Below are 21,314 nucleotides of genomic sequence, written 5' to 3' on the forward strand. Positions count from 1 at the left end.
TTACCCGAGTCCCGCCGCGTGAGCATCCAGGTCGACGTCCAGATCCGGCGCGGCGCCTTCGCGCTCGAGGCCGCCTTCGAGGCCGGGCCGGGGCTCACCGCCCTGTTCGGGCGCTCGGGCTCGGGGAAGACCACGTTGATCGACCTGATCGCCGGCCTCGCCCGCCCGGATCGGGGCCGGATCACGGTCGGGGGGGCCCCATGGGTCGATACCGCGGCGGGACTGATCCTGCCGCCGCATCGGCGACAGGTCGGCGTGGTGTTCCAGGATGCGCGGCTGTTCCCGCATCTCAGCGTCCGGACCAACCTCGGCTACGGCCGCATCTTCGCCCGGCACCGTGCCGACCCGGTGGCCTTCGCGGCGGTGACGGGCATGCTCGGGATCGACCATCTCCTCGACCGGCGGCCTGCCGGGCTCTCGGGGGGTGAGCGCCAGCGGGTGGCGATCGGCCGGGCCCTCCTGGCCAGACCGCGCCTCCTGCTGATGGACGAGCCCCTCGCGGCCCTGGACGAGGCCCGCAAGGCCGAGATCCTCCCCTATATCGAGCGCCTGCGCGACGAGGCCGGCATCCCGATCTTCTACGTCAGCCACGCAGTGTCCGAGGTGGCACGGCTCGCCACCACGGTGATCGTGCTGGAATCCGGGCGCGTGGCCGCCGCCGGCCCCGCGGAAACGATCCTGCGCCGGGCCGATCTCGTCCCGATCCACGAGGCCGAAGCCGGCGCGCTGCTCGACATGGTCGTCGAGGCCATCGATGACGCCACCGGGCTCACGCGTCTGACGGGCGCCGCCGGGCGCCTGCTGGTGCCGGGGCTGTCGCGCCCGCCCGGAACGCGGCTGCGCGTCCGGATTCCCGCCCGCGACGTGCTCGTCGCCACAGAGCGCCCTCGCGGGCTCAGCGCCCGCAACGTGCTGGCGGGCCGGATCTGCGGGCTCGCCCCGGCGGGAGCCGAGACGGCGGTGGAGATCGATTGCAACGGCGCGCGCCTCGTGGCGCGCGTCACCGCCGCTGCCGTCCGCGAACTCGGGCTGGTGCCGGGGCGCGACGTTCATGCCATTATCAAGAGCGCGGCCTTCGATCCCGCCGGCATCGGTCTGCTGCGGCCGCCGACGGCCATCTGAGGCCGCCCCGGCGCGACGGCGTCGGCGCCGCACGCGGTGGCGCAGCGCGGTCCCCCCTGCCGGCGCCGCACCGGAGCGGCTGTTTTCGCCCAAAGGTTGTATAATCGACGATTAAAACAACCATTGGTTAGAAGATCGGCGCCACCATAGGTCGTGCAGTCATCGGGCTGCGCGACCCGTGGAGGGCGATGCGATGGACTTGCGGCGCTTGCGCCGGCGTGGCGCGCCGAAGGGGTGGACCTGCCGGCGGGGCAGCTCCGCGGTGGAGTTCGCCCTCGTGGCGCCCATGCTGCTCCTGCTGTTCGCCGGGATCGCGGTGTTCGGGATCTGTCTCGGCGCGGCCCACAACCTCCGCCAGATCGCCGCGGAGGCGGCACGCGCCTCCGTGGCGGGCGTCACCGATTCCGAGCGCGCCAGCCTCGCCCAGAAAATGGTGAACCAGAGCCTGAACGCCGGCGCGATGTTCCGGCCGGGCAGCATCGTCGTGCAGGTCGGGCCGGATCCCAGCGACGCCACGGTGTACACGGTCACCGTCACCCTCGACGCCACGACGCTGGGCATCAACGTCTTTTCCCGCCTGCTGCCGATGCTGCCGAGCGTGCTGCGCAGCACCGTCAGCGTTCGAAAGGGCGGCCTGTGACCGGGCCGCGCGCAGGCCGGGCACGGCGCTTCCGGGCGGCCCGGGGCGGCAACGTCGCGATCCTGGTGGCCCTCGGCAGCGCGATGCTGATGGGAGCGGGCGCGGTCGGGATCGACCTCGGCATGGTCTTCCAGGCGCGGCGCAAGGCACAGGGGGCGGTGGACATCGCCGCCATGCTGGCGGCCGTCGATCCGACCCAGGCGGACACGGCGGCGCGGCGCTCCCTCGGCGACAACGGCTACGCCACAGCGACCGCCACGGTCAGCCCGGGCAGCTACGACGCCAGCGCGCCGGGAACCGCGCCCGGCAGCCGGTTCAAGGCCGGCGGCAGCCCGGCCAACGCCGTGCGGGTCGGTCTCTCGACTTCGGTCCCTGTGACCTTCGGCCGGGCGATCGGCCTTCCGGCCGCGGTGCCGCTGCGGGTCACGGGCACCGCGGCGAGCGCGCAGTTCGCCGCCTTCACGATCGGTTCCGGCACCCTGCAACTCCAGGGCGGCATCGCCAACGCCCTGCTCGGCGCGCTTCTGGGCGCCAAGCTGTCGCTCAGCGTCAGCGACTACGACGCCCTGGCGAGCGCCCGCGTGGACGGCCTGCGGGTGCTCGACGCGCTCGGGACGAGCCTCAACATGCAGGCGGCGAACTACACCGACATCGTCCAGGCGCAGGCCAGCGTCGGGCAGATGTTGATGGCGCTCCGGGTCGCCGCGCAGGACAATGGCAGCGTCGTCTCGGCCATCTCGGGAATCCTCAACGCCCTGCCGAATGCCGGCAACCTCATCGCGATCGGCCAGGTGGACGGGCTGGGCGATGCCGCGGCGCTGGCGCCGCCCCGGGGCTTCGCCGGCCCCTCCCTCAACGTGCTGAACCTTCTGGGTGCCGCGGCCGCGCTGGCGAACGGCCAGAACCAGGTGGCGGTCGATCTCGGGGCGACCATTCCGGGCCTGCTCGCGACCCGCCTGACCCTGGCGATCGGCGAGCGCAAGCGCAGCTCGGGCTGGGTCCGCCCGGGCAGCCCGAACGCCACCGTGCAGACCGCGCAGACCCGGCTGCTGATCGAGGCCACGGTCACGGCACCCCTCGGACTCGGGAGCCTCACCCTGCCGGTCTACGCCGAGGTGGCGCCCGCCCAGGCGACCCTGCGGGCGCTCACCTGCGCGGGGCCCAGCGGACGTCAGGTCACCCTCGACGCGCAGACCGGGCTGGCGACCCTCGCGATCGCCGGCGTGCCGCGCACGGCGATCAACGGCGGCAGCACAGGTCCGGACCTCTCGCAACCGGCGCCCCTGATCGCCCTGCCGCTGATCACCGTCTCCGGCCGCGCGCTGGTGACACTGGGTACGGGCGCGCAGACCCTGACCTTCTCGGAGGCGGACATCGCCAACCACACCGTGCGCTCGGTCGCGTCGGGCAACCTGACCCAGTCGCTGACCGGCAGCCTGCTGCGCAACCTCACGCTGAACATCAACGGGATCGGCGTGGCTCCGCTGCTCCAGTCGGCCCTGACGACGACCCTGGGCGCCGTGGCGCCCGCGATCGACCTCGTGCTCGACAACGTGCTGCGCAGCCTCGGCCTGCGCCTCGGCTACGCCGATCTCGATGTCGACGGCACCCTCTGCAGCCAGGCCGTTCTGGTGCAGTGAGCCGGGCCGGCCCGGCTCAGTGGCCGCGACCGCGCGCACCGGTCGTGGAAGCCTTGGCGATGTGCCGGCCCAGGTGCAGCAGCAGCATGTCGACGAGGAGCTGAAGCTCGGTATCCGCCACCCCTTCCAGGGCGTCGCGGCATTCGAGGGCCCGATCCACCGCCTGCGTGAGCGCGTCCGCGGGCTCCGCCGCCGCAGCCGCGGGCGGCGACGCATCGGTCACGTCGATGATGATGCCGTGTCCGAGGCGCCGGCTCGACGCGCCCGCCGGAATGCGACCGCGATCGAGGATCCGGCGGACCTGGCCGGAGGGCGACAGCGTCCGGTACTCGGCCACGAACAGGCCGCCGCGCGCGCGCACCGCCTTGAACTGCCGCACCACGGCCGGCCGGTCCTCGGGATGAACGCAGGCCTTGGCGACCGAGAGCGGGAGCGGACGCCCGGCGAGCCCGGAATCCCCGGCCAGAACGTCGGCGGCGCCGGCATCGAGGATGCACCGCTCGTCCCGCGGCGACCAGGACCACGCACCGATGATCCCGGACGCGTTCAGCGCGGCCGCGAGATCGACGGGCCGAGGACGGGGATCTTGGATCGCGTCGGCAATCATGGGCGATCTCCGATTCCGGCGTGCCGCATGCACGCATTCGCCGGAGACATACAACCTTTGATAGAATTAATGAGCAGTTAACTCAACCCATAGCGAGGCATCTATCCCGGTACGCGACTGAGCCTCCATCACGATTCTCTTTTTCCGGCAGCGGGTCCACTTCGTTGCGCTCGCCTAACGACCCGCCCAAGTTGCAATCCCGGCAGCACGTCACCCGAGTTGCGTGAGCAGCGTGAACGCGCCGAAAATCAGAACCGCTCCCACCGAGGCGGCGAGCAGGATCAGCGCCGCGCGGGATTCCCGTATCTCCGGTGACATGGCGCCCTCCCATCACGGCCCGTGTTGGTTCGCGGGCTGGTTGCGTCAAGAATCGCACCGATCGGTCGGTCTGTCGACGGTCGCCTGCGCCCAGACCCATCATCGCCCGCCATCCGGACAGCTCCGGACGGCGGGGGCCTCCGGGCGTCAGGCGGCGGTGCGCCGCTCCACCATCCGGGCGAGGAAGGCGCTGCCGATCGGGATGATCGAGTCGTCGAAGTTGTAGCCGGCATTGTGCAGGCCGGGACCCGGATTGGCGCCGAGCCAGACATAGGCGCCGGGCACCGCCATGGTCATGTCGGCGAAGTCCTCGCTGCCCATCTTCGGCACGACATTCGCCTCGACCATGTCGGCGCCCAGCAGCTCGGTGGCGACCTCCGTGGCGGCGGCCGCCTGCTCGGGGGCGTTCTCCAACACGGAGAACACGTCCTGCAGGTCGACCGTGACCTCGGCGCCGTAGGCCGCGCCGAAGCCCGCCGCCAGCTCGCGCATGCGGGCGCCGGCGAGGGCCCGGATCTCCTTGTCGAAGGTGCGGATCGTGCCGGCGAGATGGGCCGTCTCCGGGATGACGTTGTAGGCGGAGCCCGCCTCGATCCGGGTGATCGACAGCACGATGGATTTCAGCGGATCGGCGTTGCGCGACACGATCGACTGCAAGGCCTGGGCGAGGCCGGTGGCGATGATGATCGGATCGACGCCCCGGTGCGGCTGGGCCGCGTGGATGCCCTTGCCGCGGATGTGGATGTCGAAGAAGTCCGCCGCCGCCATGATCGGCCCCGGCCGCAGCTTGATCATGCCGTGGCCGCCGCCCGGCTGGTTGTGCAGGCCGTAGATCTCGTCGCAGGGGAAGCGCTCGAACAGCCCGTCCTTCAGCATGGCCCGGGCGCCGCCGCGGCCCTCCTCGGCCGGTTGGAACACGAACACCGCGGTGCCGTCGAAGTCGCGGGTCTCGGCGAGGTAGCGCGCCGCGCCCAGCAGCATCGTGGTGTGGCCGTCATGGCCGCAGGCGTGCATCTTGCCGGCATAGGTCGAGCGATAGGGGAGGTTGGTCTCCTCCTCGATGGGCAGGGCGTCCATGTCGGCGCGCAGGCCGATCCGGCGGCCGTTGTCGGTGCGGCCCTTGAGCAGTCCCACCACGCCGGTGCCGCCAACGCCGCGATGCACCTCGCAGCCGAAGGTCTCGAGGAGGTCGGCGACGATGCCGGCGGTGCGCACCTCCTCGAAGCCGAGCTCCGGATGGGCGTGCAGGTCGCGGCGCAGGGCCGTCAGCTCGTCGGCATAGGTCTGGATGCGGTCGATCGGGCTCATGTCTTACGGACTCTCGGGGGCTGACGTCTTGGAGGGCGAGGTTTCGGAAGGCGCAGCGCCGTCGCAGGCACCGCCCTCGTCCGTGCGCCGGAACGGCGTCAACGTGTCGAGGACGTCCACCGCCTCGGCGACGTGGGCGCGCTCCCGCTGCAAGTAATCGGCCACCGCGCGGCGCAGGGCCGGGTCGGCGATGTCGTGGGCCGAATGCATCAGGACCGGCCGGTAGCCGCGGGCGAGCTTGTGCTCGCCCTGGGCGCCCGCCTCGACCCGCTTCAGGCCTCGGGCAATCGCGAAGTCGATCGCCTGATAGTAGCAGATCTCGAAATGCAGGAAGGGGTGGTCCTCGATGCAGCCCCAGTTGCGCCCGTAGAGCGCCGTGTCGCCGATGAGGTTGATGGCCCCGGCGATGTAGGTGCCCGCGCGCTTGGCCATCACGAGGAGCACCCGGTCGGCCATGCGCTCGGACAGGAGCGAGAAGAAGCGGCGGTTGAGGTAGGGCCGTCCCCATTTCCGGGAGCCCGTGTCCATGTAGAAGGCGTAGAACGCGTCCCAATGGGCCTCGGTGATGTCCGCGCCGGTGAGGTGCTCCACGGTGATCCCGGGCGCGAGGGCGTCGCGGCGCTCCTTGCGGATGGTCTTGCGCTTGCGCGAGGCGAGGGCGGCCAGGAAGTCGTCGAAGGTGGCGTAGCCGTCGTTCTGCCAGTGGAACTGCTGGTCGGTGCGCTGCAGGAAGCCGGCGGCGCCGGCCCGCTCCCACTCGGCCTCGCGCATGAAGGTGACGTGGATCGAGGAGGCCTTGGTCTCGCTCCGCAGCGCCCGCAGGCCCGCGACGAGGCCGGCGGTGGCCTCGTCGGGATCGGCGCCCGGCGCGATCAGGAAGCGGGGGCCGGTCACCGGCGTGAACGGCACGCTGACTTGCAGCTTCGGGTAGTAGGCGCCGCCGGCCCGCTCATAGGCGTCGGCCCAGCCGTGATCGAACACGTACTCGCCCTGGCTGTGGGATTTCAGGTAGCAGGGCGCCACGCCGAGGCGCTCGCCGTCGCGCTCGACCGAGATGTGGAGCGGCAGCCAGCCGGTCCTGCGGGAGACGCAGCCCGAATCCTCCAGCGCCGACAGGAAGGCGTGCGACAGGAAGGGATTGTGGGTCTCGTCGCCCGCCGCCAGCGTCTCGGCCGAGAAGGCGCAGGCATCCCAATCCGCGGCGCCGATCTCCTTCAATCCGGGAAGCGCCCGCACGGTGAGTGCGGCGGTCTCCGGCGTCGGCCCGGGTGCTTGCTTCATGGGCCGGAATCTAGCCTGTGCCCCGCAGGGAGCAAGCGGGCGGATGCGCACGGCAGCCATGGCTGCCTTGTCAGATGGCCGCCGCCGTCACCCGCTGCGCGCGCCGGACCCGCCGTCGCGCGCTTCCTCGACGGCTTGCTCGACGGCGTGCGCGACGGCGCGGAAACGGGCCTGAGACCCGAACGGGACGCCGCCGTCGCGGCCCGCGCTCACTCCCCGAGCCGGCCCACGCAGGACACGTCCTCCGGCTTGCAGTCGAGATATCCCTTCAGGATCTTGGTCCGCGCGTCGGTCAGGCCCTTCAGGCAGCCGTTGTATTCCATCGCGTAGGCCGAGCCCCCGTCGAAACCCATGGTCTCGAGGAAGCAGGTCGCGTCCCGGTACGACAGCCAGGCCTTCTGGGCGCCCCGCAGGGCGTCCTTCGTCTTCGGACCGACCTTCTTCATCAACTGCCCATAGACGGCGTTCAACGCCGTATCGGCGGTCCGGTAATCGGCACCCGCGCAGGCGTTGAGATCCGCCTGGGTCGTGCCCTCGCACGGGTCGGCCGCCGCGGCGGGCGCCGGGGAGAGCAGGGTCGCGGCGAGGGCGAGGGCGCCGCAGTGCCGCACGAACCGTGCGCGCGATTCACTCGAAACGGTCATGGCGGTCTTCGTCGTGACGAATCGGACGGGTCTTAGGAAAATTTACGGGACGAATCCCTCGAACACCATCTGGTCCGCGTGTGCGGCGGCCCGGGAGCGCTGCTCCTCGGTCCGGACCGTCCAGGTCATCACGGGGACCCGTCCGAGCAGCCGGCAGAGATAGGTCGGCGCGCAGGGCAGGTCGTCCACCCGCCAGGACAGGAAGTCGGGCCGGGTCTCGGCGAAGTGCAGCAGGTCGGAGAGCGACCGGCGGAGCGAGGGCGTCAGCGCCGCGTAGGCGGGATCGTCCTGCGTGGTCTCCGCCACGATGCCCCGCGGGATCGTGGCAGGGCAGAGATCGCGCAGGGCCGCGACCACCTGTGGGTCGAAGGATTTCAGCGCCACCGGCCCGGCATAGGCCGCGGCGACCTCGGCGGTGCGGTTCGCAAGCCGCAGGTCGCCGTCGTAGCGGGACTTCACCTCGATCACCACCGGCACGACCCCGGCCACCGCCGCCAGGAAGGCCGGCAGCGTCGGGATCGTCTCCGCGGACCCGGCGACTTTGAGCGTCCCGAGTTCGGCGGCCGACCGTTCGTCCACCGCCTCGCGCGCCGTCGTGAGGCGGCCGAGGGCGGCGTCGTGGAACACCATCGCCTCGCCGTCGGCACTCAACTGGACGTCGCACTCGATAGCGAAGCCGCCCGCGACCGCCGCCCGGGCCGCCGCCAGCGTGTTCTCCGGCCGGCCCGCCGCCCGGTCGTGCAGGCCGCGATGGGCGATCGGCCGCGCGGTGAGCCAGTCGGGGGCGCCCACCGTCAGCGGACCTCGAACATCGCCTCGACCTCGACGGCGGCGTCGAGGGGCAGTTCCGCGACGCCGACGGTGGAGCGGGCGTGGCGCCCGCGGTCGCCGAGCAGCTCGACCATCAGGTCGGAGGCGCCGTTCATCACCCCGGCCACCGCCGAGAAGCCCGGCGCCGCGTTGATGAAGCCGCCGAGCCGCACGCATTGCACCACCGCGTGGTCGAGGTCGCCGACCGCGGCCTCGAGCTGGGCGAGGACGTTGAGGGCGCACAGGCGGGCGGCCGCCTTGCCGGCCTCCGCCGAGACCCCGCCGCCGACCTTGCCCTTGTGCTCGGCCGCGATGGCGCCGTGAGCGCCGAAGCAGACCTGGCCGGAGATCACCACGAGATTGCCGGTGCGCACGAACGGCACGTAGTTGGCGACGGGCGCGGCCGCCTTGGGCAGGGTCAGGCCCAGCGCCTCCAGGCGTTCCTTGATCGAGCTCATCGGGTTCTCCCTGGTTCCTGCGAATCCGCGGGAGCAGGAGCACGGCCGCGCCCCGCGGCGCAAGGGCCGCGCGCCGCGAAGGCTCGGATCGCGGCCTCGATGACCGGCCGCGGCGGCGGCCGTCCAGCCTCCGTTTCGCGGGCTCGCGATTCGCCGACGGCGCACGGCAAAGCCGCGGATTTGTCCCAGAGATCAGCTCTGTCCGTGCTCCGTGCAGGCCTGCCCGGCGGGCCCACCTGACATTGAAACGTTGACAGGAGCCGGCTCTTTCATAGTAATCGCGCGCGTGCCGCCCAGGACTGAGGCGGCACTTTCATTTGGAGCCGGCTCAACGCTGGCTCCCGGATCCTGCATGAAACGGAGATGGGACCCGTGACGTCAGCCCTTCTGCCGACCTACGTCCGCGCGCCGCTCGCCTTCGAGCGCGGCGAGGGCGCCTGGCTCGTGACGGAGGGCGGCGAGCGATACCTCGATTTCGGCGCCGGCATCGCGGTGAACGGCCTCGGCCACGCCCATCCGCATCTCGTCGGCGCGCTCACCGAGCAGGCGGGCAAGATCTGGCACACCTCGAACCTGTTCCAGATCCCCGGCGGCGAACGCCTCGGGCAGCGGCTCGTCGATGCGACCTTCGCGGACGTGGTGTTCTTCTGCAACTCGGGCGCGGAAGCCAACGAGGCGGCGATCAAGATCGCCCGCAAGTACCACGCGGCCGACGGCCATCCGGAGCGGTACCGGATCGTCACCTTCGCGGGCGCCTTCCACGGGCGGACCCTGGCGACGCTCGCGGCCGGCGGACAGCAGAAGTACATCGAGGGGTTCGGGCCGAAGGTCGAGGGGTTCGATCAGGTCCCGGCCGGCGACTGGGCGGCGCTGGAGGCGGTGATCGGGCCGGAGACGGCGGCACTGATGATCGAGCCGATCCAGGGCGAGGGCGGCGTGCGGGTGATTCCCCACGCGGACCTGCGCCGGCTGCGCGAGATCTGCGACGCGAAGGGCCTGCTTCTGATCATGGACGAGGTCCAGACCGGCGTCGGCCGCACCGGCCGGCTGTTCGCCCATGAATGGTCCGGCATCACGCCGGACATCATGAGCGCGGCCAAGGGCATCGGCGGCGGCTTTCCCCTCGGCGCCTGCCTCGCCACCCGCGAGGCGGCCCGCGGCATGACCGCCGGCACGCACGGCACCACCTTCGGCGGCAACCCCCTCGCCATGGCGGTGGGCAACGCCGTGCTGGACGTCGTGCTGGAGGAGGGCTTCCTCGATCGCGTCGCCCGCTCCGGCCTGCTGCTCAAGCAGAAGCTCGCGGCTTTGCGCGATCGCCATCCGCACGTCATCGAGGAGATCCGCGGCGAGGGGCTGATGCTCGGCCTCAAGCTCGGCGTGCCGAACACGGATTTCGCCGCCGCCGCGCGGGACGCGCACCTGCTGGTGATCCCGGCGGGCGACAACATCGTCCGCCTGCTGCCGCCGCTGACCATCGGCGAGACCGAGATCGACGAGGCGGTCCGGCGCCTGGACGCGGCGGCGTCCAGCTTCGAGGCCGTGCGCGGCGCGGCCGAGTAGGACCGATCCGAGAGTTTCAGAACACCGCCCTCCGGATGCCGGGGGGCGGCCCGAAGCATTTCCGGGCGCGGTCGATCCCGCCGCGCCTGACGGAGATGCCCCTGCCAGGAGGTAGAGTGCGGTTCATGATCAGGTGATCGTTGAGCAGACTCTAGTTATTGTGACGCGATGAAAGCCCAGATTGACGGCCGGGCACAGGCCCCGGCCAGGCACCTGAACGGTGCCGGCCCTCGTCATTTCCTCGATCTGAAGGACTTTTCCGGAGCAGAGCTGCGCCGGGTCCTCGATGCCAGCGCCGCCATCAAGGGGCGCCGTCGGAAGGGCGAACTGGCCGCGGAGCGCCCCCTCACGGGCAAGACCCTGGCGATGGTGTTCGACCGGCCCTCGACCCGCACCCGCGTGTCCTTCGACGTCGCCATGCGCGAACTCGGCGGCGAGACCCTGATGCTCACCGGCTCGGAGATGCAGCTCGGGCGCGGCGAGACCATCGGCGACACCGCGCAGGTGCTGTCCCGCTTCGTCGACGCGATCATGATCCGCATCCTCGACCACGGTCAGATGCTGGAACTGGCCGAGTACGCCACCGTCCCGGTGATCAACGCCCTGACCAAGGTCTCGCATCCCTGCCAGATCATGGCCGACGTGCTGACCTTCGAGGAGCATTGCGGGCCGATCAAGGGCCGCAAAGTGGCCTGGTCCGGCGATGCCAACAATGTGCTGGCGAGCTGGGTCCATGCGGCCGCGCGGTTCGACTTCACGCTCAACATCGCGAGCCCGCCCGAGCTGGCCCCGCCCCCCGCGCTCCTCGCCTGGGCGCAGCAGGAGGGCGCCGACATCCACGTCACCACCGACGCCTTCGCGGCGGTGGAGGGCGTCGATGCCGTGGTCACCGATTGCTGGGTGTCGATGGGCGACGACGACGAGGCCCACCGGCACAACCTGCTCAGCCCCTATCAGGTCAACGCCAAGCTGATGGCGGCGGCGAATCCGGACGCGATCTTCATGCACTGTCTCCCGGCCCATCGCGGCGAGGAGGTGACGGCCGACGTGATGGACGGCCCGCGCTCCGTGGTGTTCGACGAGGCCGAGAATCGCCTGCACGCGCAGAAGGGCATCCTAGCCTGGTGCCTGGGCGCGAACGGGCTCTGATCCGGTCGATGTCACCGGCCTCGCGCTGGCGGGGTCGGTGCACCATATGGGCGTGAGCGGTCGGCCGGTGCCGTCCGCCTCCCCATCATGGCTGCCGTCAGGCGGCATCCCGGCGACGGACGGCGCGCGCAGCGCGGCGGCTCCGACTCCGGGCCGGTCGGGGTGAGGGATCCGATCGCTCCGCCAAGGTCATCGCCTCACGCCGCCCGGTCCGCCGGGAGGACGGATCCACGCCTCGCCGGCACGACATGCCGGACGCATCGATCGGAGAGGGCATGACCTCAGGAACCCAGTCGCATTCCCCGTCTCATTCCCCGTCGCAGCCCGAGAATGCCGGCAACGGCCAGGCAGGGGCGGACGATGCCGTGCTGCCCTTCGCCGTCGAGGCGCTGGACGTGCGCGGACGCGTCGTGCGGCTCGGTCCCGCCGTGGATACGATCCTGCGCCGCCACGGCTATCCGGACCCGGTGGCACGCCTCCTCGGCGAGGCGGCGGCGCTGACGGTGCTGCTCGGCTCCTCCCTCAAGTTCGAGGGCCGGTTCCAGCTCCAGACCAAGACCGACGGTCCGGTCGCGATGATCGTGGTCGATTTCGAGGCCCCGGACCGGCTGCGCGCCACCGCGCGGTTCGACCCGGCACGCGTGGCCGCCCTCGGCACCGGCCCGCTCGCGGATTCCGACCTGATCGGCACCGGCCATCTGGCCATGACCATCGACCAGGGCACGGCCGCCAGCCGCTACCAGGGCGTCGTGGCCCTTGAGGGCCAGAGCCTGGAGGAGGCCGCGTATCAGTACTTCCGGCAGTCGGAACAGATCCCCACACAGGTGCGCCTCGCCGTGGCCGAGGCCGTGGAGGAGGGGGCCGGACGCTGGCGGGCCGGCGGGCTCCTCGTGCAGTTCCTGCCTCAGTCGGTGGACCGGGCGCGCCTCGCCGATCTGCCGCCGGGCGACATCCCGGAGGGGCACAGGCATCTCTCGGGCGAGGCACCGGAGGACGATGCCTGGGTCGAGGCCCGCTCGCTGGTCGCCACGATCGAGGATCACGAACTCGTCGATCCGCATGTCTCCAGCGAGCGGCTGCTCTACAGGCTGTTTCACCAGCGCGGGGTGCGGGTGTTCGACCGCCAGCCGGTCCGGGAGACCTGCCGCTGCTCGCGTGAGCGCGTGATGGGCATGATCCGCTCGTTCTCCCCGCAGGAGCGCCACGACATGGTGGCCGATGACGGACGCATCGTCATCACCTGCGAGTTCTGCTCCCGGCGCTACGATCTCGATCCCCAGGAGGTCGAGGCGGAGGTTGCCGGACAGCCGACCCAGTAGAGCGCCGATCGGCGCAAGCACGGGTCCGCAGACCCGTGCTTATGGCCAAGCTTTTCCGCGCGAAACGCACGAAGATCGGTATTCGTTGCGTGAATTTTTGGATCCTCCAGTCTGAACCGTTTCGCGACCTTCGACGTTGCGTGGCAGATTCAACATTGGAGGTTTCGCCATGCGGAAGATGTCGATTGGTTTGGCTGCGCTGCTGATCAGCACCTCGGCCTATGCCCAGCAGGGTGGCGCCGAGATGGGCGGGCGTGGCGGTCAGGGGGCTGCCGAGTCCAGCATGAAGGCCGGCGGCGGCGAGCGCGGCGGGATGCAGGGTAGCGCGCAGGGTGGCGCGCAAGGCGACATGAAGGCCGGCCGCCAGGCGGGCTCCGAGCGCGGGGCCGCCGAGACGGGCCGGTCCGCGCAGGGCCGTGAGGCCGGCGGCGAGGGTCGCATGGCCCAGGACAAGGATCGGGCCGGTGCCGAGCGTGGCGGTCGGGATGGCGACCGCGCCGAGCGGAATGAGCGCGGCGATCGCACCGGCGACCGCGTCGAGCGCGGCGACCGGCACGGTGATCGACATGGCGACCGTCATGGTGAGCGGCGTGGCGACCGTGCTGATTTCCGCGGTCGGACGGATGTGAGCCGTACCGATGTCCGGTCCGAGCGCTTCGAAGGCGGCTTCCGCCGTGAGGGGCGCTACGTGTTCATCGGTGGCCGCCGCGTCGTGTACGGCTCCCCCGAGTATCGGCGCCTGATCGTCACCGAGAACCGTGGCCCGCGCGTCCGCTATGTCGTCATTCGCGGCCAGCGCGTCCTCTACGGTTCGCCCGAGTACCGTCGTCTCGTCAGCATCCGCGAGACCGGACCCCGCGCGCGCTACGTCGTCGTCCGCGGCCAGCGCGTCCTCTACGGTTCGCCCGAGTACCGTCGCCTCGTCTCGGTCCAGGAGGATCGCTTCGTGACGATCCGCGGTCAGCGGGTGCGCTACGGCTCCGCGGAATATCGCCGTCTCAGCGGCGGCGGCGCGGTCAGCGCGAGCTTCCGCTCCGAGCAGCGGGCCGGCGCGCGCTTCGACAACCGCGGCGGCCGGGACGGCATCCGCGACGTCTCGCGGACCGAGGGTCGCAACGACACCCGGACGGACCGCAACGACCGCGGCCAGGATCGCGGCATGGATCGGGCCGCCGGTCGGGACGGCAAGATGGACGGCAAGATGGACGGCAAGACGGGCGGCAAGACGGACGGCATGCGCAACAGCGACATGCGCGGCGGCCAGCAGGACGGCATCCGCAACGCGTCGGATCGCGGCGGCCAAGCGGGCGGCATGAAGTCCGGCGCCGAAGGCGGCCGGATGGGCGGCGCCGAGCGTGGCGGCATGAACGGCGGCAAGGCCGGCATGGATGGTGCGCAGGGTGCCGGCCGGTCGGGCGGTCAGGCGGGTGCCGGCCGCAACTGACGCGACGATCAGGGGGAGGAGCCGTGGCGCTCCTCCCCCCTTCTGTGTCAGTCGACGGCCTCGCGCCCCGTCTCAGGACGCGGAGCGAGGCCGGTCGGTGAACATCCGCCGTGCGGCATCGCGGAGCCCGGACGTGCAGGATGGCCTCGGCGACAATCTTCGACGGCGTCGCGGCTGATGCGAGGGGCTGCCTCGCCCCCAGCCCTCCGGCCGAACGGTCTCACGCCTTCAGGACGGGCTCCGCGATGTCGCCGCCACCGCCGCGGGCCCTGAGATATTCGGGCTGGAACAGGCACATCCGCACGGCGTCGCGGTAGCGCCCGTTCACGAAGAACTCGTCCTTGAGCACGCCCTCGGGATGGAAGCCGCAGCGCTCGTAGATCCGCACGGCCCGGGCATTGTCCCGGTCGACGTGCAGGTAGAGCTTGTGGATGTTGAGCACGCTGAAGGCGTAATCCATAGCGATACGGGTGGCCTGCCACGCGTAGCCGCGCCCCTGGAAGCTCGGATGGATCGCGATCTGGAACTCGCAGCGCCGGTGCAGGTGGTTGATCTCGACCAGCTCGATCAGTCCGGCCGGTTCTCCGCTCGGATCGGCGACGATGAAACGGCGCTCGGTCTGATTGTGGATGTTGCGCTCGTAGAGCTGCTGGAGTTCGGCGAAGGACTCGTAGGCCTCCTCGAACCAGTAGCGCATGATGCTGTCGTTGTTGTTGAGCTGGTGGACGAAACGCAGGTCCTCCCGCTCCAGCGGTCGCAGCTTGATGGTGATTCCGCTCATCGCGTTCATGACGCACACGCCTCGATCAGGTTGCGCAGGAACCGCTCACCCTGGCCGAGGGCGTCGAGGGTGATGAACTCGTCGGGCTGGTGCGCCTGGGCGATGTCGCCGGGGCCGCAGACCACCGTCGGGAGGCCCGCCGCCTGGAACCGTCCGGCCTCGGTGGCGTAGGGGACGGCGACGGTATGGTTGCGTCCGGCGAGACGCAGGCAGAGCCGCTCGGCCTCCGAGCCCGGCTCGGGGGCCAAGCCCGGGATGTCCACCTCCTCAAGGGTCTCGATCCGCCCATACGCGCCGTAGCGGTTCAGGCGCTCGCGGGTGACCCGATCGACCTCCTGGGCGAAGAGGCGCGGAATTTCGGCCGGGTCGAGATCCGGGAGGCCGCGATACTCCCAGAGGAAGCGGCACTCCTTGGCCAGGATGTTCCGGGCGGTCCCGCCTTGGATCGTCCCCACATGGACCGTGGTCGAGGCCGGGTCGAACCGCCCGGACGGGTCGCCGCGCTCGATCATCAGATCGGCGATCCGGTTGAGGCCGGCCACGAGATCGCAGGCGGCCGAGACGGCGTTCGCCCCGAGGGCGGGACGGGCCGAATGGGCCTCATGGCCGTGAACCGTGGTGAGGCAGGTGACGATGCTCTTGTGGGCGTCTGCCACCTCCATGCCGGTGGGCTCGCCGACGATCACCGCGGCGGGCCGCGGCAGGTCGGCGCCGAACCGCGCGATCCCGTCCATGGATCCGAGACAGGTCGTCTCCTCATCGTAGGAGAGCAGGATGTGGATCGGCCGCTTCAGGCCGGCGGCGAGCATGTCGGGCACCAGGGCCAGGGCCAGCGCGTCGAAACCCTTCATGTCGACCGCGCCCCGCCCGTAGGCCCGGCCGTCGGCAAGGCGCAGCGTGAACGGGTCGCTGGTCCAGGCCTGCCCCGTCACCGGCACCACGTCGGTATGTCCGGACAGGACGACGCCGCCATCGACCATCGGCCCGATCGTGGCGAGGACGGCCGCCTTGTCGCCCCCAGGGTTCGGCAGATGCAGATACGGGACGTTCCAGCCGCCCAGATAATCGCAGACGGCCTCGATCAGCGGGAGGTTGGACTTGTCGCTCTCCGTGTCGAAGGACACGAGGCGGGCGAGCATGTCGAGCGGGCTGAGCCGCTCGCCGGTCGCGGACATGGATTCCTCCGGGGCGAGGCCCCGGGCCGGGACCTCAGTGCAGGCTGCGGCGGACGTGCGGGCTGTCGAGGGAGAAGGCGGGGATCTCGGCCTCGAAGCTCTCGCCGGCCACCGTCGCCATGGTGTAGCTGCCGGCCATCAACCCGTCGGGCGTGTTGAGGGGACAGCCGCTGGTGTAGCAGAAGGACTCGCCCGGCTCCAGCACGGGCTGCTTCCCGACCACGCCGGTGCCGCGCACCTCCTGGCAGGCGCCGTGGCCGTCGATGATGCGCCAATGCCGCGAGCGCAGCTGAACCTGCTCGCTGCCGTTGTTCACGATCTCGACCGTGTAGGCGAAGAAGTAACGGCTCTCATTCGGCGAGGATTCCTCCTCGACGAAGCGAGATTGCACGGTCACACTAATTCCCCGCGTCTCGGCCTTGTACATCGCCCTATTTGGCCCTTCTTCGGACTGTGCGATTCGCAGAAGCCGAAAGGAACGCGCTTCCTGGCCGGTCGTAGTAGGCGGCGGAATCGCCGTCAATTGCGGCGGACTACCTCGCGTCGTCCCGATCCCGGCCCCGGGCCGGGCGCCGCGACCGGCCGGGTCGCGGCGCCGACATGACGCGGCCCTCGGAAGCGGTTAAGCCCGCGTTAGCGGGTCCCGGCCGACAACGCTCGCCGACGCGGACCTGCCGGGCGCGCGAAGGAGTCATGGGCGCGATGAACGCGGGCGCAGCCACGGGAGCCGCCGATTCGGGCGCGGATGGCCGGTCCGGCATTCTGCCGGCCCAGGCGATCGCCGCCCTGGCCAGGGCGGGCGGGATCCGCGCCGCGACGCCCTTCGCGCCCGACCAGATCCAGCCCGCGAGCCTCGACCTGCGCCTGGGCGCCAAGGCCTACCGGGTGCGGACGAGCTTCCTGCCGGGCTCCGGCCGGACGGTCCAGGCCTGCGTCGACCGGCTGTCGCTGCACGCCGTCGACCTGCGACCGGGTGCCGTCCTGGAGACGGGCTGCGTCTACATCGCCGAGCTGCAGGAGAGCCTCGCCTTGCCGGGCGACCTCGCGGCGGCGGCCAACCCCAAAAGTTCGACCGGGCGCATCGACGTCTTCACCCGAGTCATCACCGACCGGGGCGAGGCCTTCGATCAGGTGGAGCCCGGCTATGACGGGCCGCTCTACGCGGAGATCTCGCCGCGCACCTTCCCGGTCCTCGTGCGGACCGGCTCGCGCCTGTCGCAGATCCGCTTCCGCCGCGGGGCGCCACGGCTGACCGAGGCCGAGCTCGGCCTCCTCCATGCCCGCTCGGCGCTGGTCGACGTGGGCAGTCCGTCCCTTCAGGGCGGTGTGGCGGTCTCGGTGGACCTCTCCGGCTTCGACGGCCTCGTCGGCTATCGGGCGAAGCGCCATACCGGCCTCGTGGACGTGGACGCCCCCGGCCGTCATCGCGCCGCGGATTTCTGGGAGCCCCTGGCGGCCGACGGATCGGGCAGCCTGATCCTCGATCCCGGGCAATTCTACATCCTGGCCTCCAAGGAAGCGGTCCAGGTGCCGCCGGACCATGCCGCCGAGATGGTGCCGTTCGATCCGCTGGTGGGCGAGTTCCGGGTCCACTACGCCGGCTTCTTCGATCCGGGCTTCGGCTATGCCGGAGCCGGCGGGGAGGGGGCGCGGGCCGTCCTGGAAGTCCGCTCCCGCGACGTGCCGTTCCTGCTGGAGGACGGGCAGATCGTCGGCCGCCTCGTCTACGAGCGCATGCTCGACCTCCCGGAGACGCTCTACGGGGCGGGGGCGGGGTCGAACTACCAGGCCCAGGGCCTCAAGCTCTCGAAGCACTTCGCGTTGTAATCCGGCCCGGAGCCGTCGACGGGAGCATCGTTCGCATGGACGCGGTCGACCGGAAGATCCTGGACCTCCTCCAGCAGGACGCGACCCTCCCGGTGGCCGAACTCGCCGAGCAGGTCGGGATCAGCGCGGCCCCCTGCTGGCGCCGGGTGAAGAAGCTGGAGGACTCCGGCGTGATCCGGCGCCGGGTCGCCCTGGTGGATCGCCGCAAGGTCAACGTCCCCACCACGGTGTTCGTGGCCGTGAAGGCGCCCCGTCACGCCGCCGACTGGTCCGACGCGTTCCGGCGGGTCGTCGCCGGCTTCCCGGAGATCGTCGAGGCGTGGCGCCTGACCGGCGAGATCGACTACCTTTTGCGGATCGTGGTGCCGGACATCGAGGCCTACGACGCGGTCTACCAGCGCCTCATCGCCAAGCTCGACTTCTCGAACCTGTCCTCCTCCATCGCCATGGAGGAGATGAAGTACACGACCGCGGTCCCGACGATCTACGTGACGTGACGCGGTCGCTCCGCGGCGCGACTCAGCCCGCCGCGACCGCGTAGGTCCGGTGGATCGACGAATCCTGCGCCCGGTGGTCGTAGCCGTAGACGTGGATCGAGACGGCCGCGTCCGGCCCGTCATTGGCGATCCGGTGCAGGTTCGGTCCCGACGGCATCATGCAGGCGACGAAGCCGGGCTCGCGGACGACGTCCTGCGTCGCCACCGCGTGGGTCTCGCTCATCGGGCGGTACCACGTTTCCCGCAGCCGGCCGCGCAGCAGGCCGAAGCAGCACGAGCAGTGATGGTCGTGGACCGGCGTCACCGCGCCCGGCGCCCACACCATCGCCCAGACGCTGATCGCCTCGGTGCCGAACAGCAGATTGCGGCTCAGGCCCGGACCGCGGCCGACCAGCCGCGACGGGTCGAGGAGATCCGGCTGGTTCAGGATGCGGACCAGCGTGGCCCGGGCCGCGGCCAGATAGGCCTCCGGCGAGCGGCCCGCGGAACGGGCGAGGCTCGCCATCATCGCCTCAACTTCCGTCGGGATGGTCGTCTGCGGCATCGGCGGGTCTCCTTCGGCGCCCTTCACGCGGCGCCCTTCACGAGGCTGCGCGAAGCGTACCGCAGGCCCGACGGCGCGGGGTTGCATTCTTGACCGCGATGTCGCCCGATCGAGCAATGGGATTGCGCCACGCGGCGATCGGACGAAATCCCGTTGCGCGCCCTCCGCTATCCCGGCGAAGCCGATGCCGTCATGACGGAACTGGGCGTGCCGGCGGCGAACGTCCGGCCGTCCCGACGCCATAGCTGTCCGGGGATCGGTTCCTGCCGGGAAAAGGCGGCGGATGAGCCCGCGATGCCGCCGGCGAGAACCACCGAGGGTGTCAGCCGGCCGCGGCCTCGTCGAGCAGCCACGCCACGGCGCCCGTGCTGGTCACACGGCCGGCGGGCAGGCTCTCGCCCGCGGCGAGCCGGGCGAGGGGCGCCCGCTTGCCGGCGCCGGTGACCAGAAACAGCACGTGCTGCGAGGAGGCGAGCGCCGGCAGCGTCAGGCTGATCCGCGGGACGAACGGCTCCAGGCCGGCCTCGGGCACGGGGACGACGAGCCGCCGGGCCTCGTCGGCGGCAGGCGTGCCGGGAAACAGCGAGGCGGTGTGCCCGTCCTCGCCGAGGCCGAGCAGAACGAGATCGAACAGCGGCCGCGCCGGATCGAGGCGCTCGGCGCCGTAGAAGTCGAGAAGCGTCCGCTCATAGGCGCGGGCGCCCGCGTCCGGGCCTGCGTCGGACGGGATGAAGTGGAGGTGCGTTGGCGGGATCGGGGCACCGTGCCCGAACGCCTCCCGGACCATCCGGACATTGCTGCGCGGGTCGTCCCACGGCACCGCGCGATCATCCCCGAAGAACCAGTGGATTCGCGCCCAGGGGAGTCGGGTCGCGTAGTCCGGCCCCGACAGCAGGCCGTACAGCACCTTGGGCGTCGAACCGCCCGAAAGGCAGATCGCGATCCGCTCGGACCGGCTCTCGCCGCAGGCCTCGATGAGCCGCTCGGCCGCCGCGCGGGCGACCGCCTCCGGGTCCTTCAGGATGTGGCTTCCGGCGGGAAGGCTCATGGGTGACGGCCCTGCGGCTTCGGGGGTCGGACGGGTCGGTCTGCGGGCGGCCCGAGGCGGCCGGCTCAGCCCTTCGGCTCCTGGTGGCCGCCGAAGCCCTTGCGCATCGCCGAGAGCAGCTTGTCGGCGTAGCTCGCGTGCTCCCGGGAGCGGAAGCGGCGGTAGAGGGCGGCGGAGAGCACCGTCGCCGGGACGCCTTCCTCGACGGCGGCGTTGATGGTCCAGCGGCCCTCGCCCGAATCCTCCACGTAGCCGGAGAAGTCGGTGAGCTGCTCGTCGCCCGCCAGCGCCTGGGCGGTCAGGTCGAGGAGCCACGACGAGACGACGCTGCCGCGCCGCCAGACCTCGGCGATGTCGCCCATGTTGAGGTCGAAGCGGCGCTCGGCCGGCAGTTCCTGGGCATTGGCGTGGCGGAGGATGTCGAAACCCTCGGCATAGGCCTGCATCAGCCCGTACTCGATGCCGTTATGGACCATCTTGACGAAGTGGCCGGCACCGGTCGGCCCGGCATGGATGTAGCCCTGCTCGGCGCGCGGGTCGCGCCCCTCGCGGTTCGGCGTCTTGGGGATGTCGCCGACGCCCGGCGCCAGGGTCTTGAAGATCGGGTCGAGGCGGTCGACGGTCTCCGTGTCGCCGCCGATCATCATGCAGTAGCCGCGCTCCAGGCCCCAGACGCCGCCCGAGGTGCCGACATCGACGTAGTGCAGGCCCTTCTCCTTCAGAGCGAGCCCACGGCGGACATCGTCACCGTAGAAGGAATTGCCGCCGTCGATGACGCAGTCGCCCGCCTGCATCAGGCTCGACAGCGTCTGGACCGCCTGCTCGGTGATCGCGCCGGCCGGCAACATCACCCAGGCCGCGCGCGGCACCTCCAGCTTGGAGACCAGATCCTCGAGGCTCGATGCGCCGACCGCGCCGGCCTCCACCAGCGCCGCGACGGCCTCCGGGTTCTGATCGAACACCACGGCCGTGTGTCCGTCGCGCAGGAGACGCCGGACGATGTTGCCGCCCATCCGGCCGAGGCCGATCATGCCGAGTTGCATTGCCGTCATCTCCTCGGGGGTTTTCCTCCCCCGTGCGGGGAGGGGTCAGGGGTGGGGGTGGTGCAGACGGGACCGCTGAGACTCATCGGGAATCGC

The 21,314-nt window shown here is 71.1% G+C and carries 21 protein-coding genes; 9 read left to right on the top strand and 12 right to left on the bottom strand.

Annotated features, from left to right (window positions below; translation table 11 throughout):
• The first annotated feature begins 18 nt into the window (after nucleotides 1–18).
• The 3 genes from modC to A3862_RS19515 all read left to right on the top strand — a co-directional run bounded on the left by modC (nucleotide 19) and on the right by A3862_RS19515 (nucleotide 3,402).
• The gene (modC, locus tag A3862_RS19505) at nucleotides 19–1,122 is read left to right on the top strand and encodes a molybdenum ABC transporter ATP-binding protein (protein WP_111473903.1); all 1,104 of its coding nucleotides are present in this window, start codon (nucleotides 19–21) and stop codon (nucleotides 1,120–1,122) included.
• A gap of 262 nt (nucleotides 1,123–1,384) precedes the next feature.
• A complete protein-coding gene (locus A3862_RS19510) occupies nucleotides 1,385–1,762 on the top strand; it encodes a TadE/TadG family type IV pilus assembly protein (RefSeq protein ID WP_236961402.1) in 378 nt (125 codons plus the stop codon).
• Nucleotides 1,759–3,402 (top strand): TadG family pilus assembly protein, encoded by a 1,644-nt coding sequence (locus A3862_RS19515; RefSeq protein ID WP_111473904.1) that lies wholly within the window; start codon nucleotides 1,759–1,761, stop codon nucleotides 3,400–3,402. The genes A3862_RS19510 and A3862_RS19515 overlap by 4 nt, the downstream gene beginning before the upstream one ends.
• A 16-nt stretch (nucleotides 3,403–3,418) precedes the next feature.
• Here A3862_RS19515 and A3862_RS19520 read toward each other — a convergent pair whose 3' ends face one another.
• From A3862_RS19520 to A3862_RS19545, 6 genes are all read right to left on the bottom strand, one after another.
• A complete protein-coding gene (locus A3862_RS19520; RefSeq protein WP_043355134.1) occupies nucleotides 3,419–4,009 on the bottom strand; it encodes a PAS domain-containing protein in 591 nt (196 codons plus the stop codon).
• Between the two features lie 465 nt (nucleotides 4,010–4,474).
• Nucleotides 4,475–5,635: a M20 aminoacylase family protein gene (locus A3862_RS19525; protein WP_043355132.1), complete on the bottom strand. Its 1,161-nt coding sequence runs from the start codon at nucleotides 5,633–5,635 to the stop codon at nucleotides 4,475–4,477.
• A 3-nt stretch (nucleotides 5,636–5,638) separates the two neighbouring features.
• Nucleotides 5,639–6,916 (bottom strand): GNAT family N-acetyltransferase, encoded by a 1,278-nt coding sequence (locus A3862_RS19530; protein WP_043355130.1) that lies wholly within the window; start codon nucleotides 6,914–6,916, stop codon nucleotides 5,639–5,641.
• 209 nt (nucleotides 6,917–7,125) lie between these two features.
• Entirely contained in the window at nucleotides 7,126–7,560 is a 435-nt protein-coding gene (locus tag A3862_RS19535) for a lysozyme inhibitor LprI family protein (protein ID WP_052083616.1), read from the bottom strand.
• A gap of 42 nt (nucleotides 7,561–7,602) precedes the next feature.
• Complete coding sequence (locus A3862_RS19540) at nucleotides 7,603–8,352, bottom strand: glycerophosphodiester phosphodiesterase family protein (RefSeq protein WP_043757557.1); 750 nt, start codon at nucleotides 8,350–8,352, stop codon at nucleotides 7,603–7,605.
• 2 nt (nucleotides 8,353–8,354) lie between these two features.
• The gene (locus A3862_RS19545; protein WP_043757554.1) at nucleotides 8,355–8,828 is read right to left on the bottom strand and encodes a RidA family protein; all 474 of its coding nucleotides are present in this window, start codon (nucleotides 8,826–8,828) and stop codon (nucleotides 8,355–8,357) included.
• A gap of 372 nt (nucleotides 8,829–9,200) precedes the next feature.
• Here A3862_RS19545 and A3862_RS19550 point away from each other — a divergent pair, with 372 nt between their 5' ends.
• The 4 genes from A3862_RS19550 (at nucleotide 9,201) to A3862_RS19565 (ending at nucleotide 14,303) form a co-directional block, all read left to right on the top strand.
• Nucleotides 9,201–10,391, top strand: a complete 1,191-nt coding sequence (locus tag A3862_RS19550; protein WP_043384310.1) for an aspartate aminotransferase family protein — start codon at nucleotides 9,201–9,203, stop codon at nucleotides 10,389–10,391.
• A 168-nt stretch (nucleotides 10,392–10,559) separates the two neighbouring features.
• Nucleotides 10,560–11,540, top strand: coding sequence for an ornithine carbamoyltransferase (gene argF, locus A3862_RS19555; RefSeq protein ID WP_051045020.1), 981 nt, complete (start codon nucleotides 10,560–10,562; stop codon nucleotides 11,538–11,540).
• Nucleotides 11,541–11,815: 275 nt separating this feature from the next.
• Entirely contained in the window at nucleotides 11,816–12,859 is a 1,044-nt protein-coding gene (locus tag A3862_RS19560; protein WP_043355216.1) for an Hsp33 family molecular chaperone, read from the top strand.
• Nucleotides 12,860–13,028: 169 nt separating this feature from the next.
• Entirely contained in the window at nucleotides 13,029–14,303 is a 1,275-nt protein-coding gene (locus A3862_RS19565) for a hypothetical protein (protein WP_043757553.1), read from the top strand.
• 220 nt (nucleotides 14,304–14,523) lie between these two features.
• Here the strand turns inward: A3862_RS19565 and speG are convergent, their stop codons facing one another.
• Genes speG through apaG form a run of 3 tightly spaced genes read right to left on the bottom strand, consistent with a single transcriptional unit; the run spans nucleotide 14,524 to nucleotide 16,686 of the window.
• Entirely contained in the window at nucleotides 14,524–15,093 is a 570-nt protein-coding gene (gene speG, locus A3862_RS19570) for a spermidine N1-acetyltransferase (RefSeq protein WP_078946951.1), read from the bottom strand.
• A complete protein-coding gene (gene argE / locus A3862_RS19575) occupies nucleotides 15,090–16,259 on the bottom strand; it encodes an acetylornithine deacetylase (protein ID WP_043384180.1) in 1,170 nt (389 codons plus the stop codon). The genes speG and argE overlap by 4 nt, the downstream gene beginning before the upstream one ends.
• A 34-nt stretch (nucleotides 16,260–16,293) precedes the next feature.
• The gene (gene apaG, locus A3862_RS19580; protein WP_043355208.1) at nucleotides 16,294–16,686 is read right to left on the bottom strand and encodes a Co2+/Mg2+ efflux protein ApaG; all 393 of its coding nucleotides are present in this window, start codon (nucleotides 16,684–16,686) and stop codon (nucleotides 16,294–16,296) included.
• Nucleotides 16,687–16,961: 275 nt separating this feature from the next.
• Between apaG and A3862_RS19585 the strand changes: the two genes are divergently transcribed.
• Together A3862_RS19585 and A3862_RS19590 are read left to right on the top strand one after the other, a co-directional pair.
• On the top strand, nucleotides 16,962–18,086 hold the full coding sequence (locus tag A3862_RS19585) for a 2'-deoxycytidine 5'-triphosphate deaminase (RefSeq protein WP_043355214.1): 1,125 nt from the start codon (nucleotides 16,962–16,964) through the stop codon (nucleotides 18,084–18,086).
• A gap of 35 nt (nucleotides 18,087–18,121) precedes the next feature.
• Complete coding sequence (locus A3862_RS19590; protein WP_043757551.1) at nucleotides 18,122–18,583, top strand: Lrp/AsnC family transcriptional regulator; 462 nt, start codon at nucleotides 18,122–18,124, stop codon at nucleotides 18,581–18,583.
• Nucleotides 18,584–18,605: 22 nt separating this feature from the next.
• On the opposite strand, the gene A3862_RS19595 is transcribed toward A3862_RS19590, so the two are convergent.
• The 3 genes from A3862_RS19595 to gnd form a co-directional block, all read right to left on the bottom strand.
• Nucleotides 18,606–19,127 (bottom strand): cysteine dioxygenase, encoded by a 522-nt coding sequence (locus tag A3862_RS19595; protein ID WP_043757550.1) that lies wholly within the window; start codon nucleotides 19,125–19,127, stop codon nucleotides 18,606–18,608.
• A 322-nt stretch (nucleotides 19,128–19,449) separates the two neighbouring features.
• Nucleotides 19,450–20,175, bottom strand: coding sequence for a 6-phosphogluconolactonase (pgl, locus tag A3862_RS19600; RefSeq protein ID WP_043757548.1), 726 nt, complete (start codon nucleotides 20,173–20,175; stop codon nucleotides 19,450–19,452).
• A gap of 65 nt (nucleotides 20,176–20,240) precedes the next feature.
• Nucleotides 20,241–21,218: a phosphogluconate dehydrogenase (NAD(+)-dependent, decarboxylating) gene (gnd, locus tag A3862_RS19605; protein WP_043757546.1), complete on the bottom strand. Its 978-nt coding sequence runs from the start codon at nucleotides 21,216–21,218 to the stop codon at nucleotides 20,241–20,243.
• Between the last annotated feature and the right edge of the window lie 96 nt (nucleotides 21,219–21,314).

Origin of the sequence: Methylobacterium sp. XJLW, assembly GCF_003254375.1 — a bacterium.
In the GTDB taxonomy this organism is placed as follows: domain Bacteria; phylum Pseudomonadota; class Alphaproteobacteria; order Rhizobiales; family Beijerinckiaceae; genus Methylobacterium; species Methylobacterium fujisawaense.